Raw genomic sequence first — 18,695 nt, 5'->3', positions numbered from 1 at the left:
CAGCCTAGTGGCTGACCCGGCATTCGCTGTATTTACCGAGGGCTAGTGCGTCCTGCGGCGGTAGCGGAGCAACATCAATGCCCCCGCGATGATGACCATCGAAGCTGAACCAACCAGCCACAACAGTCCTTCATCCATGCCCGTTGCTGCCAATGGCGCTGGCCGGGCTGGCGGTGCTGCAGGTGGTGCCGGCGGAGCCGGAGGTGCAGCCTGTGGTGCTTCGGAGCAAACCTCCACGTCCACGGAATCCGAGTTGTTCTCATCTTGCGATGCGGATTCTTCAACGGTGGCGGTATTGGTCCACGTCTGGCACTTGCCGGCGACACCGGCCAGGTCCATGGTGTACGTGAACTTCTTGCTCTTCTCGTCGGCGGTTACGGTGCCCAGTTCCCTTGCGTGATCCGGGTTGGCGTAATCGTCGAGAACGGTTACCTTCTCGTCCTGGACTTCAGCGGCTTTGAAGTCCAGCGGTGCGGTGGCGCTGACCGACTGAGCATCCCCATTCTCATCGCTCCAGCTGATATTCACCATGTTCTCTTGGCCGGTGTAGTCGGCTTCAGCTACAGGTTCGTCGAACGAGCAGCTGTAGTTCAAGGTGATAGTTTCCCCAGCTGGGATGGTCAGCTTGCCGTCGTTCAAACCTTCAACGGTGCAGGTGGACGATTCCAGCGAGATCTTGTCTTCCACAAGGACTTCGGTGTCCTTGAAGTCGTTCGGATTCGCTACGGTAATCTCGCCGCTAACGGTGAATTCTTGATCCTCATATCCCTCCAGCTTGGCCTCAACCGTGTAGTCGGCTTTGGCATGTCCATCGGCTTCGACCTTGAATTGCGTCTGCTTGGCGTCTTTGAGAACTGACCAATCGTAGTCTCGCAGATACTGGGCATTGGCGCTCTTGGCCACCATCAGGCCCTGTTCGATGCACACCTGCAAATCAACACTTGATTCGTCTCTGCCGTTGCCATCCGTGTCCTCGTGGACAGCTGCGGTATTGGTGTAGACCGTGCATGTTCCTTCCTCGGGTTCGACCGTGAGTTCGTAGTCGAATTGTTGTGGCGACTGCAGGACATGAACTTCGCCGAGAACCTTAGGCTCTCCTTCTGGGTTCATCATGTCGTCGGTGACGGTGACTGTCTCATCGGTGATTTCATCAGTTTCGAAATCAATCGATGCTTCAGCGCTGACTTCTCGTCCTTCAAAGGTTGCCGTCACGGTATTGACGGCTCCTTCAAAGGCCTCGGTGGTCAGCCAGCTGGCCAGGTCGCATTCATACCGGGCCCCCAAGTTTTCTCCGGCATTGATGACAACTTGCAGGCCAGCTGCGTCTTCATCGGCATCCTTTGCGTCAATCCTGCAGGTGACGCCGGCGGTGTTGGCCTGATCAGCCAACGTAGCAGTGATGGAATCAAAATCATTTGGATTCGAAACCAGGACTGTTCCAGATAGCCGCAAGTTCTTTTCGGCTACCCCAGTGTTGCGTGCTTCCACGCTGTAGTGGGCGTTGAGCGTTCCGTCCTCGTTGTATTCGAGGCGGCTTTGATCCAGCTGCTTCACGACGTCCCATTCGTAGTCCAGATCCACCAAAGCCTCGGCGGTCTTTTCCAGTCCCAGGGCCATCTGTCCGCAGAGGGTGACCGTTGTGGAATCATCGGCACCGGTCTGCTCGATCACCGCGGTGTTGGTGAACTCGGTACAGGTGCCAGCCTGTGCCTGGTGACGCAGGGTGTAGTCGAAATCAATTGGAGTGCCTTCGGCATTCCACATTGCTTCGCCCAGGATCACTGGCTCATCAGGGTTGGTCTTGTCATCCATGACGGTGACCTGCTTGTTGGTTTCTTCATCCAACAGGTAGTCAACGGGAACCGTTGCAGCAACCGTGGAATCTTCGCCCCAGGTGGCAGTGACCGTATTGCTGCCGGAGAGTTCTTGCGGTTCTCCGGTGCAGCTATATGGAAGCTGAACTGTGGCGCCATCGCCGTCCTGGCCTACCGGAAGCGGAACCTGCAATCCTTCGGTTTGCGGGTCGCTGTCCTCGGCCTGGATGGTACAGGTGACTCCCTCGATGCTGATTTCATCAGCCACGGTTGCCACCGTGGAAGCTGATTCAAACCGGTTCGGGTTGATCAGGGTGATCATGCCGTGAACCTCATGCGCAGAATCTTCTACGCCCTTTGGCACCGCCGACACGGTGTAGGAGAAGTCCGCAGTTCCGTCTTCAGCTACCGTGACTTCCGTGCGGTCCACCTTCTTCTCGAGGTCCCACAAGTAGGTCCTGTCGAAGCTGGCTTCAGCATCCTTGGTCACCATCAAATCAAGCAAGCCGCACAATTCTACGGTGACTTGATCCCGTGGATCCTCCCCTGCTTGGATATCGATCCACGCAGTATTGGTGTAGCTGGCGCATTGGCCGGCTGGTGCCTCATGCTCCACGGTGTACTCGATGGTGACTGGCGAGTCATCCACACTGACGTTCCGCAATAGCACCGGCTCGTCCGGGTTCGATTTGTCGTCCCAGATGCCCACTTCCCGATCGGTTTCGACATCAAGCGCGAACTCGATAGGCACCTGCGTGCTGGACTCCCTTTCATCGCCCCAGCTGACTGTTGCGGTGTTGGTGCCGCCGCTGTAGGAGGAAGAATCCACCCCGGCAGAGACATCACAGCTGTATCCAACGTCTATGCTGCCGTTGGCCGGTATGGTGACTGCCGGCTGCGACGTGGTGCAGGTGATGCCGTCCAGATCCACGGTGTCCTGGACCGTGGCATCGATGCTGGTGTACTGGTTAGGGTTGGTGATCGTGATGACTCCGTCCAGCATCCATCCCGAATCCTCGTATCCAGTGTTTTCCACGTTGATCACGTAATCAATCGGCGCGGCCCCCTCGCCATCAACGGTGACCTTGTCGTCCTGGCCTTCAGCCAGTGACTTCTCAATCGTCCACTGATGGGTGCGGTCGTAGCTGGCCTCAACGCTCTTGCTGATTTGAAGGGCTGCCTCGCGGCAGGCCTGGGCAAGTTCATTGTCCGTGGCGGTGAATCCGTCATCACCGGTGAGGGTGGCGACGTTTTCAAAGACTTGGCAGGTTCCCGCCTCGTCTACGGTCCAAGTCACCGAGTAGTCCCGGCTTTGGACTCCGTCTTCAACATTGACCGTCCACTCAGGATCAAATTCGTGGCGGCTGTCGGTGATGGTGACTGTGTCGTTCAGCGGTGTCTGGGACCAGTCGTCTTCCGTGATTTCAACCGTGGCCGAGTCATCGCCGTTGATGGTATTCAGTGCCTGGGCATCCCAGTCCACCGTTGCGGTGTTGTGGCCGTCATAGGCCGGCTGGGACTCGAAGGTGCATGAATAGGTCATGACCCACTGGGTTCCGGCTGGAATCACGGTTTGGAATCCTGGCTCTTCCGCAGACATGTCGGCTACGGCTTCACCCTGGACCGACGTGATGGTGCAGGCTACTTCCCCGCCCACATCGGCAAAATCCTGCACCGTGACTGGCGCGTCTTGCCAGTCGTTAGGGTTGCTGACCGTGATCTCGCCGCTCATTGCCCAATTGCCATCTTCATGGCCTTCAGGAGTAACGGTGACCCGGTACTCGGCAGTGACCTCGCCAGTTTGCGGATTTGCTGCCAGCGGTTCGCCGGAAAGCAGTTCCTTTTCAAGTCCCCAGATGTAGGAACGGTCGAAGGAGGTGACAACGTTCTTGGAGATGTCCATGTCCGCTCCGGCACACACCGTGGTGGTGGCGGTTGCGGTATTTTCTTCCCCTTGCTCCGTTGCCTCGTTGACCACGGCGGTGTTCGTGTAGTCGGTACAAGTGCCGGCCACTCCCTGGAGTTGAACATCGTATTCGAAGGTCACCGGCGAATTCTGGACGGTGGCGGTGCCCAGCGAAACTTCTTCGCCGGGAACTGTCTTGTCATCGATGACCTCAACGCTGTCATCGGTGAGCTTGACCTGCTCGAATTCGAACTCCACAACATCCTGGGCCTGGCGTTCCTGGCCCCAGGTCACGGTAGCCGTGTTGTCGTAGACCGAGCTGATATCGGTACCTGCCGGTATCGAGCACTCGTAATCAAGCACGATGCTTTGCCCGTCTGCGAGCACTACCTGGAAGCCGTCCATGGATTCATCGGCGTCAGCACCGAGTATGGTGCAGCTGGCCGACGGGATGGATACCAAGTCAGTGACCGTACCGGTCAATTCACCCACCTGGGTATTCGGGTTGGAAATGGTGATGCTTCCCGAAACCTGCTTGGACGAATCCTGCGCGTCTCCAGCGATGGCTTTCACCGTGTAGTGCGCGGTGACCGTGCCATCTCCGGCCACGGTGAATTGGCTCTGGTCTACCTGCTTCTCAACAGACCAGTCATAATCCCTTTCATAGCTGGCCGTCACATCTTTGGTGATAGTCAGATTCTTCTGATCACAGATGCTGACATCTTGTGAATCGCTGACGTCATCTCCTGTGAGCACCACCCATGCGGTGTTGGTGAAGACCAGGCATTGATCCCGCGGCACTTCGTAGGTGGTCTCGTAGGTGAATGACTTCGGTGCCTCTGCCTGGTTCACGGTTCCCAAGAGCGTGGCTTCGCTTTCAGGGTCCGCATTGTCATCGAAGACTTCGACAGATTCGTCGATGGCCTCATCGAGCATGAATTCAATGGGCACCGGCTGGCTTTCAGCTTGTTGTCCATCGCCCCAGGTAACCACCGCGGTATTGCTATGGCCGCTGTAGTCAGCTTCGGTCACCTCGGATGCGTCGCACGTATAGGCAACAACAACAGAGTCGTTGCGTGGCACAAGTTGCTGTACCCCGGCCAGATCTGGATTGCTGTCCTCGGCGTTGATGGTGCATTCGGCAAGCAGCGTGTTCTGATCGCTGACCGTGACCTCGATATCTTCGAAGTCATTGGGGTTGTTGACCGTGATGCTGCCTGAGATCTGCTGATCAGAATCGGTGTAGCCGGTGTTGTCCACGTCAACCGTGTACTTCACCGTAGCTGTGCCGTCTTCTTCTACGACAACGTCAGGTGATTGGCCTTCGGCCAATTTCTTGTCGATGTCCCAGAGGTAGGTTCGATCGTAGGATGCCTGCACGTCCTTGGTTACCGTGAGGCCAGCCTCGTAGCAGCCTTGGACTTCGGCGTCATCGCTTTTGACCAGCTGGTTGCTGCCGGTGATCGTTGCGGTGTTCATGAAGTTCTGGCAAGTTCCTGCGTCCTCCACCGTCCAGGTGTAGGTGTAGGTCTTTGTCTGCACTCCATCCGAATAGTGGATAACCCATGCCGGGTCGAACTCATGCAACGGGTCAGTGACTTCGACCGTGTCGTTGAGTGGAGTCTGCGTCCAGTCATCGGCATTCACCGGAACGACTTCCTGCGCACTGCCCGAAGCGGTGAATGCTTCGTCAGCAGACCAAGTCACTTCGGCAGTGTTGCTGCCCTCGTAATTCGGCTTGGATTCAAAGGTGCAGCTGTAGTCGAAGGCCAGCGTCTGCCCGGCCGCAATCTCGATTTGGAAGCCGGCTGTTCCTGGGTCGGCATCCATGATCTCTGGATGGCCAACGACGCTGACCACGGTGCATGCAGCTCCACCGCCAACATCCACCTGATCGCTGACGGTGGTTGAGACCGACTGCCAATCATTGGGATTTTCAACGGTGATTTGCCCGCTCATGGCCCAGTCGCTATCCGAGTAGCTTTCTGGGGTAACGGTCACCGAGTATTCAGCTGTGAATTCGCCAGTTTCCGGATCCGCGGTAAATGGCTGCTCGCCGATGGCGTCCTTGACGATGCTCCAGTCATAGCTCCGGTTGAAGCTGGATACGACGTTCTTGGTGATGTTCAGGTCTTGACCCAAACAAACTTCCACAGTTGCGTCATCCGTCAAGACCTGTCCGTCGTCCTCAGCCAAGCTTGCCGTATTCACGTAATCGGTGCACTGTCCGAGAACCCCGTCCCAGGTGATGCTGTAGGCAAAGGTTTTCGGGCTGTCCGCGACGGTGACAACATTGCCGCCTTCAACCGATGAGAGGTCGAATTCGCTATCCGTGACAGTGACTTCGTCATCGGTCACCGTTGGGGTGACTGTGGCGAAATCGTAATCAGCTGATGCGCTCGCCTCGCCGTCGGTGCCGTAATAGGCATCGGCGTTCCATGTCGCGCTGACAGTATTGGTGCCAGAGCTCGATGCACTGGTCTCCTCTGGCAGATCGCATGTGTACGTGTAAACAGTCTCGCCCGGATCTACAGTCACCGGATTGCTGATCGGTGATCCTCCGGCGGAGATGACACAGTTGGCCCCATCCAGCTGGTCGGTGAGCGTCACGCCGCTGATCGCTGCATCATTGGGGTTATTGACCGTGATGTTCCCGGAGAGCTCGAAGTTGTCGTCCTGGGCGTCGCTGGCGGTGGCTACAACGTTGTAGTCAACCTCGACTCCTGTTTCCGAGGACTTGACCGTGGCATCTTGTCCGTCGGCCAGCGACTTTTCCAGCTGCCAGTCATAGTCCCGATCGAACGATGCCTTGACGTCCTTCTGAAGGGTCAATTCCTTGTAGGTCGTCTTGCTGTTTACGAAGGTACAGGTAACTTCCTCGTTATCGCTCAATTCGAAGCTGATAGCTTGGCCAGAACGGGTGGCGCCGCTATCAGTACAAGAGATATCGGACAGGTTCCACCCGGACGGAAGATCTGCTTCAGTGACGGTCACCGTGGATGGCGTGACCGTATAGGTCACCGAGTCCGGCAGGCTTGCTCCGGTATCAGAATCAGCGCTGTCGTCAAGACTGAATCCGGTTGAATTGCCAAAACGGTTTTCGTGAATCGTGAAGTCAAAATCGGTGCCATCAGCCGGTGTTGCATCTTTGACGATGGTCACCTTGCCAGCCTGGACTGCGCTGGCTTGAATTTGATTATCGCGCTGACCAGCCGATTTGCAATTCAAGGACTCAATATAAACATGGTAGGGAGAACCATTAATTGATGAGGCGCCTGTTCCCGGACCGTGATCAAGCTCTGATGCAATGTGGGCATCAAAGTACAGGGTCACATTGGCCTCGTCGCCTTCTTCCCCATCAACCCAGAGGGTGACATAGACAGTGTCCTGACGGTCATCGCCGGAGCCGGGCACTACGGTCCAGCCGGTAATCGTTGCGCCAGCGACAGTTTGGTTCAGCAATTCGTCATAGGCCCACTTCCCGGCCTGTTTGACCTGGTATTTGAGAACGAGCTCGTTCTCGCCTGCGGGCAGGGTCATTTGAATTCGCTGATGGACAACTCCGCCTTCATACAGGCCGTTGTTGATATTGCCGTTGGCGTAGTCGGCCATCACATCGTTCTTTTGCATGAACGTGTTGATTGAGCCCATGCCCTGGTTGTAGTCACAAGTGACAGGCTCGCCTGGTTCCAATGCGGCTGCAGCGACTTCCAGGGCTTTGGCCTCAGCTTTCGTGGATTCGGCAGCTGATTCCGTTGGAGTAGGACTTGGCGCCACTGCCACCTTTGCAGCCTTCTTGGTGACCGTTGTTTTTGATTCATCGGCTGATGGCTCCGCTTTAACAGCCGGCGCCTGGACGGTTTTTGGCTCATCCGCTTTGGCGGGCGCTGATTTCTTCACGGGCGCCGGCGGCTCGGATGGCTCTGCTGCTTCGGTTTCCGGTTCCACAGCCGTTGAACTTGGTTCCGATTTGAGAGCGGGAGTTTCCGTGGATGTCCCCGTGCTCTCTTCGGACTGTTTTGACGCGTCCGCAGTCGTCTCCTCCGGCGTTGCGACCGTCTCTGTTTCCTGGGATTCGACCCCGGCGGTTGGTTCGGCAGCCACGGCCAAACCCGGAATTGTCACTGCAATACACAACGCAGTTGACGAAATTACCGCTAAAAGTGGCTTTAATAGTTTTTTGGATATTAAACGAAAGCGCAAAAATGGCATAAAGGCGCCGCGCCTTTGATGCTTAGACATCTTTCCCCCAACAAGAATGTCTGCGGCAAATCATCCGGCGCAGGAGTGATCTACCAAATGAGCGTACGAAGTAGAGGCCCTGACCTGCATTTTAAGTGGCCAAACCTCAGTGCAGTCACCCCAAGTGACTCAACGGCTCAGGAATAATCCCCAATACATCTAAAGATGCGAAATGAATGCGAGTGTTTCAAAGCGTCTTCAAATCCCCCAATTCGAGACAACGATATGGCGATAGACTACGCCGACTCTGAGGTTTTTGCCAGCAATTAGAGGGAAGAATATCAGCCAAGAAATGAAAGATTCAGTGCATTTCTATCGCTGCCGATGATGCGCCCAAGTCGAACACGGTTTGCCAGCGCACTCCGGCATTCGGGCAACGGCCCTCGCGGCACAAGATTTCCAAATTTGAAGAGCGCAACCACCCCGATTCCGGGGCGTGGAAGTACCGCACGCCTTCCAGAATTGCGGACCTGGTGGTAAGGCCCTGGCCTTATTCAGCAGTCTGCGCTTGCGCCGCTGCCCCGTCGTCGCCCCGATCATCGAGTTCGCGACCACCCAAGGCTTGCTCCTGCCATTGGACGACGACCCAACGACCCGCTCTTTGCTCAAGCACAACTACACCGGTATTCGAAACCGGAGTTCGAGCTGTAAATCCAGGTTCAAGATTGACCGCACGCGATCCTACCCAAGCGCGAATAATTGCTCCATGGGACACCAATGCTGCCGCCTCGAGTCCTTGCCCCAGGATTTCATCGACCACCTGATCAAATCTGCCTAGGACCATGGCACCGGTGCACGCAGTTCCAGGCATTTTGCCTTGCTCGTTCCCAGCCGCCCATTCCATAACGACCCCGAGGTAGCTCTGGATGGATTCCTCGTCGTTGGCCATTTCCAGATCACCAGCAGGAATTTCTTGCAACCCGGCACGAATCTGAATCGACAGGCCTCGCGCTTGAGCCAAAGGTGCAGCGGTTTGTTGGGTGCGCAGCAGATTCGAGGAAAAAATGCCATCAATTCTCTGGCCTTCCAAGGCTTCGGGCAAAGCTCTTGCTTGCTCCTGGCCCAGCTCGGTGAGTGGCGCGCCCGGCGCACCCGTATCCAGGTGGCGTCCGATATTTGACGCTGTCTGCCCGTGTCGAATGAGAATGAGTCGCATGGCTACATTTTGCCAGCGCTGAGCCCGCATTGAAGATAGATTTCGATTCGAGGCCAAACTTCGCAACATTCCTACGCGAGGTCCAATGCTCAGGGTCCTAGGGCCAACGCAGCCCCAGCAAGTTGTTCGGGAACCAAAGCCCTGCCTCTGTTGGTTCAGCCAGCCACTAGGCCAGGCGCTCCGTTCGGTCCTTCAGGGTCTCGCGGGGGCGCCGCTCAGTCGGACGAAGCCGCCCGGTGGCCTTAGATGTCCGGCTCGTCACTTATAGTTTGAACATTCAAGAAAATCCTTCTTGAATGCCCACTCGCACTCACTTGGGGAGAATTTCATGCAACTTTCCGCAACCCGCCTGATTCGCATGGCGACCGCCGGCTTGGCTCTCAGCGGCCTGCTGCTGGCGGGCACGGCGCCAGCGCAAGCTAGCGAACGGCCGATCGACATCACCGGCTACTCCGTTTCGTCCATCACCGTGGCCGATTCAAATTGCCATTATGTCTCAGTCAAGGCATCTTCGAAGGTCAAGAGCGACTACGAAGACGCGTACGCATTCATCGATGTCACCCGAAATGGCGGCCTGGTTGATTCACTGTGGTTTGAGAACCGCAAGGTGTCGGATCGCGCTTTAATCTGCCCCTCGTGGGACGGACTGGGCACCTACAAAGTGGGACCAGCCGATGTATCAGCTACCTACAGTTACTGGGACTCGTACTTTGGGTACCAGGACACCGATTACGTTGATTACACCGATCGGACCAGCAAGAGCTTCCAGGTTCGCGGCAAGACCAAAAGCTCCCTGTCAGCGAAACGCTCCGGCAGTAAGGTAACGCTGACAGCCAAGGCCCAAGTGTATTCACCGGAAAAGTACCGCTACGGTCAGTACAACGCCAAGAAGGCCAAGTTCCAGGTCAAATCCGGCAACTCCTGGAAGACCTTGAAGACAGTCACGCTCAAAAAAGGAACAGCCAAGTTGACCCTAAAGCAGGCAAAGAAGAAGGCCTACCGGTTGTCCATTCCGGCCGCTTCCTGGGCGACTTCCACCAACAGCAAGTCCGTGTCCAAGTAGGACCCATCAGCATCATGATGGGCACGCCACAATGAATTACTGAATATCTTGAAGCCCGGATCACCGCTGATTCGGGCTTCAAGATTATGAGCCAGCATTTTGCGGGGCTGCTCCCCCTAACTACGATCTGCTGACCCTGGGAGCTTGGGATGCGTCAGCCTCGGACCGCAAGAACTCAAATCGCTTAACCAAAAAATACCGCTTGACCTGATGTGTAAAAGTCTAGAAAAACAAATAACAATATGGATACTATCTGCGTATCAGCTTGGTATTACCTGAGTGTTTTGATAAAAAGATAGGATGAATAGAGATGTAGCATGAGCCAACGACGCGTCTTCAGACGCATCATCCTGCCCGGCGCGTGGTTAATCATCGGCGCGCTGATTGCCGTCAGCTTAGTAAAACTAGCCTTCAGCGGGAGCTCTCCAGCCGCCGACGACCAGCTTTATCCTTCCGGTGAAATCCCGGCGGAGACTGTGCTCGTCGAAAAAGATACGATCAAGAACTCTCTTTCAATTCCGGGAACCATCGAGCTCGTCGAATCCCAGCCCCTGACCGCGCCCACCACAGGCGTCGTCAATTGGGCCTTTGTGAAAGATGGCGACAACGTCAGCCAAGGCGACAAGATCTTCCAGATTCGCGTCGAAAGTTCGACGGAGCCGGCAACAACAGAGGAAACCACTGCCGAAGATCAGCCACAGGCAGACCCGGACGCAGACCCGGAAACCCGCTCGCCGGAAACGACCGTCTCCTATCACGACGTTTACGCACCAGCCACAGGAAAAATTGGAAAGTTCGAAATCGAGATCGGCGATGACGTCGAAAAGGGCGCGAGCCTCGCGACGGTGCAGCCGCAAGGCTTCCACGCATTGGGAACGATCAAGGCCCTAGATCGCTACCGGATCATGGATGAAACTCTCGAAGCCACCGTCAGCATTGAAGGCGGACCTGAGCCCTTCACCTGCAAAAACCTCAGCATCGGGGACTCTGCATCAAAGAACGTAGAACCTGAAACACCTGGGGAAGACGCTGAAATGGCTGATCCTGCTGTTGATGCGCAGGGCGAATCGAGTTCGGGCAGTGAAATTTCCTGCGATGTCCCCGAAGACGTTGTCGTATTCGACGGCCTGGATATGAACATGGACGTCAATGCGGGTTCCGCTGACGATGTGCTCACCGTGCCGGTGACCAGCGTGCGCGGGCTCGTTGGCAAAGGCGCCGTCTGGATCCTGAACGGCGAAGGCAAGGAGATCCGCACCGAGGTAGAACTCGGCATCACCGACGGCAAGGTGGTGGAGGTCCGCTCCGGCCTCAAGGCAGATGCCGAAGTTCTGCGATATGTCCCGGGATCGGCCCCTGCCGTTGAGATGGATCCGGGCATGGAGATCATTCCCTGATGAGTGATGCCCAGCTGCTAAAGCTCGAAAATGTCACTCGCAGCGTATTGCTGCCCGATGACAGCGAGCTGCACATTTTGAACGGCATCAACTTGTCAGTTTCCGAAGGTGATCACATCGCCATTGTTGGACGCTCGGGCACCGGCAAATCCACCTTGCTCAATATCCTGGGCCTATTGGACCGGCCTACCTCGGGCAGCCTGGCATGGCGTGGACAAGATGCCACCAGGCTCAGTGCCCGGCGTGCAGCCCATGCGCGCGGCCGCGACCTCGGTTTCGTATTCCAGCAGTTCAATCTGCTGCCCGGGCGCACCGCCTTGGAGAATGTCATGGCTCCATTGATGTATGCCTCCGGCCGTGATTTCTGGCGCAGGAGAACCCTCGCGGCCGAGGCCCTGGAAAAAGTGGGGCTCGGTGCCCGCTTGGACTCGATGCCGCAGACCCTCTCGGGCGGTGAGCAGCAGCGCGTGGCCATTGCCAGGGCGCTGGTGCGCCGGCCTCGAGTTGTCCTGGCCGATGAACCGACCGGCGCTTTGGATGTAGCTACCGGCCGGGCAGTTATGGAATTGCTGGACGCCGCTACGGTCGAATCCGGAGCCGCACTGATCACGATCACCCACGACATCAATGTCGCGGCACTGGCCCGCGAGCAATTCCGCCTGGAAGACGGAATGCTCAAGTCCATGGCACAGGAGGTGGCGCGGTGAATTCCTTGCCAAGACTCTTCACCGGATTCGTGGCGGCACTGCTGGAAGCTTGGCAGGAACTGCGGATCCACAAGCTGCGCGTCTTGTTGTCACTGGTAGGCGTCACCATCGCCGTGGCATCGTTGACCACGGCAGTTGCCGGAGCCGGCATGGCACAGCAGCTGATGACCGAACAGCTGGAACGCAATGGCCGGCCGGCACTGATCAATACCTACGCCTTTAGCGAGCAGGGCGAGCAGCTCCCTTCGGCCAACGCGCAGGTCGCCAACGCCTTCACGAAAACCGCTGAGCGCTTTGACGTTGACTACGCGTCCGTGGTTTCCCGGACTTACGGCTTCAAAGCCTCCGCTCAAGGTGCCACCATAGACTCCGATGTCATGGTCGTGGATCCTGATTACGCTCCGATTCACCGGATCTTCGCGCAGCATGGCCGTTGGCTGGAATCCGAAGATGCGCAGAACCTGGCTCCGACCGTGGTCGTGGATCGGACCCTGTACCAGGAGCTGGAATTGGACCAGGGGCCGCTGCCCGCCTCCATTGAAATGAATGCAGGCGCGCAAAAGGTGTCGGTCACGGTGATTGGGGCGACGTCAACCAGGGATGGCGGACTTGGCGGACAGATGTGGATGCTCCCGCAAACCTATGACCATTGGTTTGTCGCCACCTCGCCATTGGCTGATGCCAGCTATGAAATGTGGGTCCCCATTGAAGGATCCGAGGAGTTGGCTGCGCATTTCGCCGTGCAAATGCAGGCCGAGCTTCCCGGATACTCTGTCGAGTCCATGCGCTCCGACTATTTGTCCTGGGGCGGGGATGAGAGCCTCCAGCAATTGGCCATGGTGGCCGGCGGGATTGCCGGGATCATTCTCCTGCTTGGATCCTTGAGCCTGCTGAACGTGGCCATGGTGACCATGAAGCAGCGCATTCGAGAGGTGGGCATCCGTCGCAGCTTTGGCGCCACGACCGGCAGGGTCTTCTTCTCCGTGATGATGGAAAGCGTAGTCGCCACCGCCGTTGCCGGCGGCCTGGGTGTGCTGATTTCCGTGGCCGTGGTGACCAACCCGAAGGTGATCAACATGATCGTTGGCTCTGGCATCGATCAGATGCCCGCGTTCCCCATCGGGGCCGCCCTGGCCGGCATCGCCGTTTCGATCGCCGTTGGCGCGCTGACCGGTGTTCTCCCGGCGCTCGTGGCCGCGAGGGTGCGGATTGTCGATGCGATTCGCGTGTGACCGAACGTGATGTGAAGCGAATCAGCCGCACCGGCTGAAGGCGCCGTTCAAAGTATTCCACTTTGGACGGCGCCTTTGTTTTACCCCGCCATTCCGCGGATTGCCGGTCCACGGCGGTCAATCGATCAGGAACTTTTCTTGGCCTTCTTGACAGCGGATGAGATTGGGAGCACACTGATCGTATACGATTTGATGTACGAGATGATGTATGACGAAAGCAGGACGATCAACGGTGACCACTACTGTCCCAGTAACCGAAGAGACCTTCGCCCAGGCAGGCAAAGTTCTGGCCGTGCACCTGAGCTACTCCTCCCGCGCGGCACAGCGCGGCCGTACCCCCAAATTCCCGAGCTACTTCATGAAGGCCAGCAGTTCCCTGGCTGCCACCAATGGCACGGTTGAGCGTCCAGCCGGCACCGAGCTGCTGGCTTTCGAAGGCGAAATCGCGCTGGTCATCGGCACCGCCGCCCGCCGCGTCACGGTAGAAGAGGCATGGAGCCACGTCGGCTCGGTCACCGCCTCCAACGACCTGGGCGTGCATGACATGAAGTACGCGGACAAGGGATCGAACATCCGCTCCAAGTCCGGAGACGGCTACACCCCGCTGGGCCCGAACGCGCTGGACGCCGCCGCCTTGGACCCCGCCAAGCTGCGCGTGCAGACCTGGGTCAACGGCCAGCTCGCCCAGGACGCCACCACTTCCGAGCTGCTGTTCTCCTTCGCGCAGATCATTGCAGACCTCTCTCAGCAGATGACCCTGCAGCCCGGCGACATCATCCTCACCGGAACCCCCGCCGGCTCCACCGTCTTCTTCCCCGGCGACGTCGTGGAAGTCGAAGTCACCGACCTGATCACCGGCACCACCACCGGCAAGCTGAAAACCACGGCCACCGAGGGAACGGCCGCCTTCGGCTCCTTCGGAAACCAGCCCAAGGCCAGCGACAAGGACAAGGAAGATGCCTACGGCGACCGCGCCTCGGCCGGCCTGCCACCGGTGGTCACCGGCAAGGAGGTGCTCACCGACAAGGTCCGCGAGCAGCTGGCCTCGGTAGCCACCGCCACCCTGTCCGCCACCTTGCGCAAGTGCGGGCTGAACAACGTCAACATCGAAGTGCCCGGCGCGACCAAGGGCATGCAGCGCGTCATCGGCACCGCCCGCACCCTGCGCTACATCCCCAACCGCGAAGATCTCTTCAAGGCCCACGGCGGCGGATACAACACCCAGAAGCAGTCCATCGACTCGCTGGAGAGCGGTGAAATCCTCGTCATGGAAGCCCGCGGCGAAACCGGCTCGGCCACCCTGGGCGACATCCTGGCACTGCGCTCCCAGCAGCTCGGCGCGGCCGGCATCATCTCCGATGGCGGCGTGCGCGACCTCGACGCGGTCTCCAACCTGGAGATTCCGGTCTTCTACAACGGAGCCCACCCGGCAGTCCTCGGCCGCAAGCATGTGGCCTGGGACAAGGACATCACCGTGGCCTGCGGCGGCGTTTCGGTCCAGCCCGGGGATGTGATCGTGGCCGACTCGGATGGCATCGTGGTCATCCCGCCAGCACTGGTGGAGGAAGTCGCCGCTGAAGCGGTGATCACCGAATCCAATGACGAATTCATCTTCGCCATGGTCAAGCGCGGCTACGGCATCGAGGGCCTGTTCCCGATGAACGCGCAATGGAAAGCCAAGTACCACGCGTGGAAAGACGCCGGCAGCCCGGAGCTGGACTCATGGGCACTGTAACGTCCGCCTCGAAGTCCGAGGCCGCCTACCAGCTGGTCTCCGAGCGCATCACCAACGGCGCCTACTCCCCGGGCTACCGCCTGGTGCTGGGGACCATCGCCGATGAGCTGGGCTGCTCGGTCGTCCCGGTTCGCGAAGCCATCCGCCGGCTCGAAGCCGAGGGCCTGGTCCACTTCACCCGCAACGTCGGGGCGACCGTGGCCCATGTGGATTCGACCCTGTACCTGCACACCATGCAGACGCTGATGATCATCGAACCGGCAGCCACCGCACTGGCCGCCGGCTCCATGGATGCCGCCTGGCTGGCCAAGGCCCGGGAGCTGAATGAGAAGATGCGCCAATGCCTGGAGGACTTCGATCCGGTGGCATTCACCCGGATGAACACCGAATTCCACCAGCTGCTCTATGGGCAGTGCCCCAACCCGCACATCCTGGATCTGGTGCAGCGCGGCTGGCGCCGGCTGGCAGCCATGCGGGCCAGCAGCTTCACACATATCCCCTACCGCGCCCGTGAATCCGTCAAGGAGCACGACGCGCTGCTGGATTTGATCGCGGATCACGCCACCCCGGCCCAGATCGAAGCTGCCTGCCGCGAACACCGCGCCCACACCCTGAACAGCTATTTGAAAGCCGCTGGCATGGAACCCAGCGCGATCTAGGCAACCCGCATTTTTCACGACACACCGGCATCCACGCCGGAATCAACAACACTAGCGAGCACGAGAGGAATTGCCATGAGCAAGCACTTCGTACCAGAAAACCTGCCAACTCACCTGCAGCACTTCGTCAACGGCGAATTCGTGGACTCCATTGGCGGAGAAACCTTCGACGTCCAGGAACCGGTCACCAACACGAACTACGCCACCGCTGCATCGGCGCAGCCAGCCGACGTGGATCTGGCCGTGGCCGCAGCAAGCAAGGCCTTCAAGGAAGGCCCATGGTCCAAGATGCTGCCCCGCGAACGTTCCCGGGTGCTGCACAAGATCGCTGACATCGTCGAATCCCGCGACGACGAGCTGGCACTGCTCGAGTCCTACGACTCCGGCCTGCCAATCACCCAGGCCAAGGGCCAGGCCCGCCGCGCCGCCGAGAACTTCCGCTTCTTCGCCGACCTGATCGTGGCACAGGTGGATAACTCCTTCCGCGTGCCAGGGCGCCAGATGAACTACGTGAACCGCAAGCCCATCGGCGTGGCCGCGTTGATCACCCCCTGGAACGTCCCGTTCATGCAGGAATCCTGGAAGCTGGCCCCGGCCATCGCCACCGGCAACTCGGTGGTCCTCAAGCCCGCCAGCTACACCCCGCTCTCCGCAGGGCTATGGCCAGACATCTTCCGCGAGGCAGGCCTGCCAGAAGGCGTCTTCAACCTGATTTTCGGTTCCGGCGGCGTAGCCGGCGACTACCTGGTCAAGCACCCGGATGTGCCGCTGGTGTCCTTCACCGGCGACTCCTCCACCGGCGCCACCATCTCCACCGCTGCTGCTCCGCAGTTCAAGGGCCTGTCCCTGGAGCTGGGCGGCAAGTCCCCGGCCGTGGTCTTCGCCGACGCCGACCTGGACGCAGCCCTGGACGCCACCGTCTTCGGCGTGTTCTCGCTGAACGGCGAGCGCTGCACCGCAGGTTCCCGCGTTCTGGTCCAGCGCGATATCTACGATGACTTTGTTTCCAAGTTCGCGCAGCGCGCCAAGAACATCCGTGTCGGCCTGCCTAGCGACCCGAAGACCGAGGTGGGCTCGCTGGTGCACCCGAAGCACTTCGAGAAGGTCATGAGCTACATCGAAATCGGCAAGACCGAGGGCCGGCTGCTGGCCGGCGGCGGGCGTGCAGAAGGCTTCGAGGACGAGGGCAACTATGTTGCACCGACCGTGTTCGCCGATGTCGCCCCCGATGCGCAGATCTTCCAGGACGAGATCTTCGGCCCGGTCGTGGCGATCACCCCGTTCGACACCGACGAGGAAGCGCTCGAGCTGGCCAACAACACCAAGTACGGCCTGGCCGCCTACGTATGGACCAGCAACCTGAAGCGCGCGCACAACTTCGCGCACCAGATCGAATCCGGCATGGTGTGGCTGAACTCCAATAACGTCCGCGACCTGCGCACTCCCTTCGGCGGCGTGAAGGCTTCGGGCCTGGGCCGCGAAGGCGGCTACCGCTCGGTGGATTTCTACACCACCCAGCAGTCCATCCAGATCACCCTGAACGAAGCCCACTCCCCCAAGTTCGGCGTCTAGGAAGTTCCCGCTTCCCTCCACTAATCTTTCCTGCTTGCAAAGGAGCAAATCATGAGCAAAGAAATCGAAAACCCGATTCCCACCCCTTCGGTTCCAGCACCGGATATCCTGCGCTGCGCCTACGCCGAACTGGTGGTCACCGACCTGGAGCGCTCGCGCAACTTCTACGTTGACGTTCTGGGCCTGCATGTCTCCTACGAGGACGAGAACCAGATCTACCTGCGTTCCTTCGAGGAGTTCATCCACCACAACCTGGTGCTGACCAAGGGCCCGGTGGCCGCGCTGAAGGCCATGGCTTTCCGTGTCCGCTCCAACGAGGACGTGGACAAGGCCGAGGCCTACTACAAGGAATTGGGCTGCCGCACCGAGCGCCGCACCGAAGGCTTCGTCAAGGGCATCGGCGATGCGGTGCGCGTGGAGGATCCGCTAGGCTTCCCCTACGAGTTCTTCTTCGAGACCACCCACGTTGAGCGCCTGCACATGCGCTACGACCTGTACTCGGCCGGCGAACTGGTCCGCCTGGACCACTTCAACCAGGTCACCCCGAATGTACCTCGTGGCCGCGCCTACCTCGAGGACCTGGGCTTCCGCGTCACCGAGGACATCCAGGACGATGAAGGCACCACCTATGCAGCCTGGATGCACCGCAAGGGCACCGTGCATGACACCGCGCTGACCGGTGGCAACGGCCCGCGCCTGCACCACGTGGCCTTCTCCACCCACGAGAAGCACAACATCATCCAGATCTGCGACAAGATGGGTGCCCTGCGCATCTCGGATCGCATCGAGCGCGGCCCGGGCCGCCATGGCGTGTCCAACGCGTTCTACCTGTACATCCTGGATCCAGATGACCACCGCATCGAGATCTACACCCAGGACTACTACACCGGCGACCCGGATAACCCGACGATCACCTGGAACGTGCACGACAACCAGCGCCGCGACTGGTGGGGCAACCCGGTTGTTCCATCCTGGTACACCGAAGCTTCCAAGGTCCTGGACCTGGACGGCAACGTGCAGGAAGTCATCGAGCGCACCGATGACTCCGAGCTGGAGGTCACCATTGGCGCCGACGGCTTCTCCTACACCCGTGCCGGGGACGAGGACGGCTCCTACCACGGACAGGCTTCCAAGGGCTTCAAGCTGGGCAACCAGCTCTAAGCGCCAATAGCTGACGAGACATATTAAGTATAGAGACGGCCGAGCATGATC

At 58.8% G+C, this 18,695-nt stretch carries 11 protein-coding genes; 9 read left to right on the top strand and 2 right to left on the bottom strand.

Annotated elements, in window-relative coordinates:
• Positions 1-42: 42 nt before the first annotated feature.
• Positions 43-7,497 (bottom strand): hypothetical protein, encoded by a 7,455-nt coding sequence (locus H6F58_RS10705; RefSeq protein ID WP_195181737.1) that lies wholly within the window; start codon positions 7,495-7,497, stop codon positions 43-45.
• A 19-nt stretch (positions 7,498-7,516) separates the two neighbouring features.
• Between H6F58_RS10705 and H6F58_RS10700 the strand changes: the two genes are divergently transcribed.
• The gene (locus H6F58_RS10700; protein ID WP_146274923.1) at positions 7,517-7,951 is read left to right on the top strand and encodes a hypothetical protein; all 435 of its coding nucleotides are present in this window, start codon (positions 7,517-7,519) and stop codon (positions 7,949-7,951) included.
• Between the two features lie 501 nt (positions 7,952-8,452).
• On the opposite strand, the gene H6F58_RS10695 is transcribed toward H6F58_RS10700, so the two are convergent.
• Positions 8,453-9,118, bottom strand: a complete 666-nt coding sequence (locus H6F58_RS10695) for a histidine phosphatase family protein (protein ID WP_195181736.1) — start codon at positions 9,116-9,118, stop codon at positions 8,453-8,455.
• Between the two features lie 328 nt (positions 9,119-9,446).
• Between H6F58_RS10695 and H6F58_RS10690 the strand changes: the two genes are divergently transcribed.
• From H6F58_RS10690 to hpaD, 8 genes are all read left to right on the top strand, one after another.
• Entirely contained in the window at positions 9,447-10,181 is a 735-nt protein-coding gene (locus tag H6F58_RS10690; RefSeq protein WP_146274921.1) for a hypothetical protein, read from the top strand.
• Between the two features lie 317 nt (positions 10,182-10,498).
• Positions 10,499-11,578 (top strand): efflux RND transporter periplasmic adaptor subunit, encoded by a 1,080-nt coding sequence (locus H6F58_RS10685; RefSeq protein ID WP_195181735.1) that lies wholly within the window; start codon positions 10,499-10,501, stop codon positions 11,576-11,578.
• Entirely contained in the window at positions 11,578-12,285 is a 708-nt protein-coding gene (locus tag H6F58_RS10680) for an ABC transporter ATP-binding protein (RefSeq protein ID WP_195181734.1), read from the top strand. The genes H6F58_RS10685 and H6F58_RS10680 overlap by 1 nt, the downstream gene beginning before the upstream one ends.
• Entirely contained in the window at positions 12,282-13,517 is a 1,236-nt protein-coding gene (locus H6F58_RS10675) for an ABC transporter permease (protein WP_195181733.1), read from the top strand. The genes H6F58_RS10680 and H6F58_RS10675 overlap by 4 nt, the downstream gene beginning before the upstream one ends.
• A 232-nt stretch (positions 13,518-13,749) precedes the next feature.
• A complete protein-coding gene (locus H6F58_RS10670) occupies positions 13,750-15,252 on the top strand; it encodes a fumarylacetoacetate hydrolase family protein (RefSeq protein WP_348536391.1) in 1,503 nt (500 codons plus the stop codon).
• On the top strand, positions 15,240-15,911 hold the full coding sequence (locus H6F58_RS10665; protein ID WP_060701342.1) for a GntR family transcriptional regulator: 672 nt from the start codon (positions 15,240-15,242) through the stop codon (positions 15,909-15,911). The genes H6F58_RS10670 and H6F58_RS10665 overlap by 13 nt, the downstream gene beginning before the upstream one ends.
• A gap of 75 nt (positions 15,912-15,986) precedes the next feature.
• Positions 15,987-17,483, top strand: a complete 1,497-nt coding sequence (gene hpaE / locus H6F58_RS10660) for a 5-carboxymethyl-2-hydroxymuconate semialdehyde dehydrogenase (RefSeq protein ID WP_195181731.1) — start codon at positions 15,987-15,989, stop codon at positions 17,481-17,483.
• A 63-nt stretch (positions 17,484-17,546) separates the two neighbouring features.
• Positions 17,547-18,644: a 3,4-dihydroxyphenylacetate 2,3-dioxygenase gene (gene hpaD / locus H6F58_RS10655; protein ID WP_060703350.1), complete on the top strand. Its 1,098-nt coding sequence runs from the start codon at positions 17,547-17,549 to the stop codon at positions 18,642-18,644.
• The last annotated feature ends 51 nt before the right edge of the window (positions 18,645-18,695 follow it).

The organism is Glutamicibacter sp. FBE19, from assembly GCF_015524875.1.
GTDB lineage: Bacteria > Actinomycetota > Actinomycetes > Actinomycetales > Micrococcaceae > Glutamicibacter > Glutamicibacter halophytocola.
The sequence above is the reverse complement of the archived record's forward strand: the minus strand, read 5'-3'. Positions and strand labels throughout refer to the sequence as shown.

What these genes read in the sequence shown, in the direction of transcription:
- H6F58_RS10695 (WP_195181736.1), bottom strand. Translation starts at nt 9,118, where the DNA reads ATGCGACTCATTCTCATTCGACACGGGCAGACAGCGTCAAATATCGGA.
- H6F58_RS10690 (WP_146274921.1), top strand. Translation starts at nt 9,447, where the DNA reads ATGCAACTTTCCGCAACCCGCCTGATTCGCATGGCGACCGCCGGCTTG.
- H6F58_RS10685 (WP_195181735.1), top strand. Translation starts at nt 10,499, where the DNA reads ATGAGCCAACGACGCGTCTTCAGACGCATCATCCTGCCCGGCGCGTGG.
- H6F58_RS10680 (WP_195181734.1), top strand. Translation starts at nt 11,578, where the DNA reads ATGAGTGATGCCCAGCTGCTAAAGCTCGAAAATGTCACTCGCAGCGTA.
- H6F58_RS10665 (WP_060701342.1), top strand. Translation starts at nt 15,240, where the DNA reads ATGGGCACTGTAACGTCCGCCTCGAAGTCCGAGGCCGCCTACCAGCTG.
- hpaE (WP_195181731.1), top strand. Translation starts at nt 15,987, where the DNA reads ATGAGCAAGCACTTCGTACCAGAAAACCTGCCAACTCACCTGCAGCAC.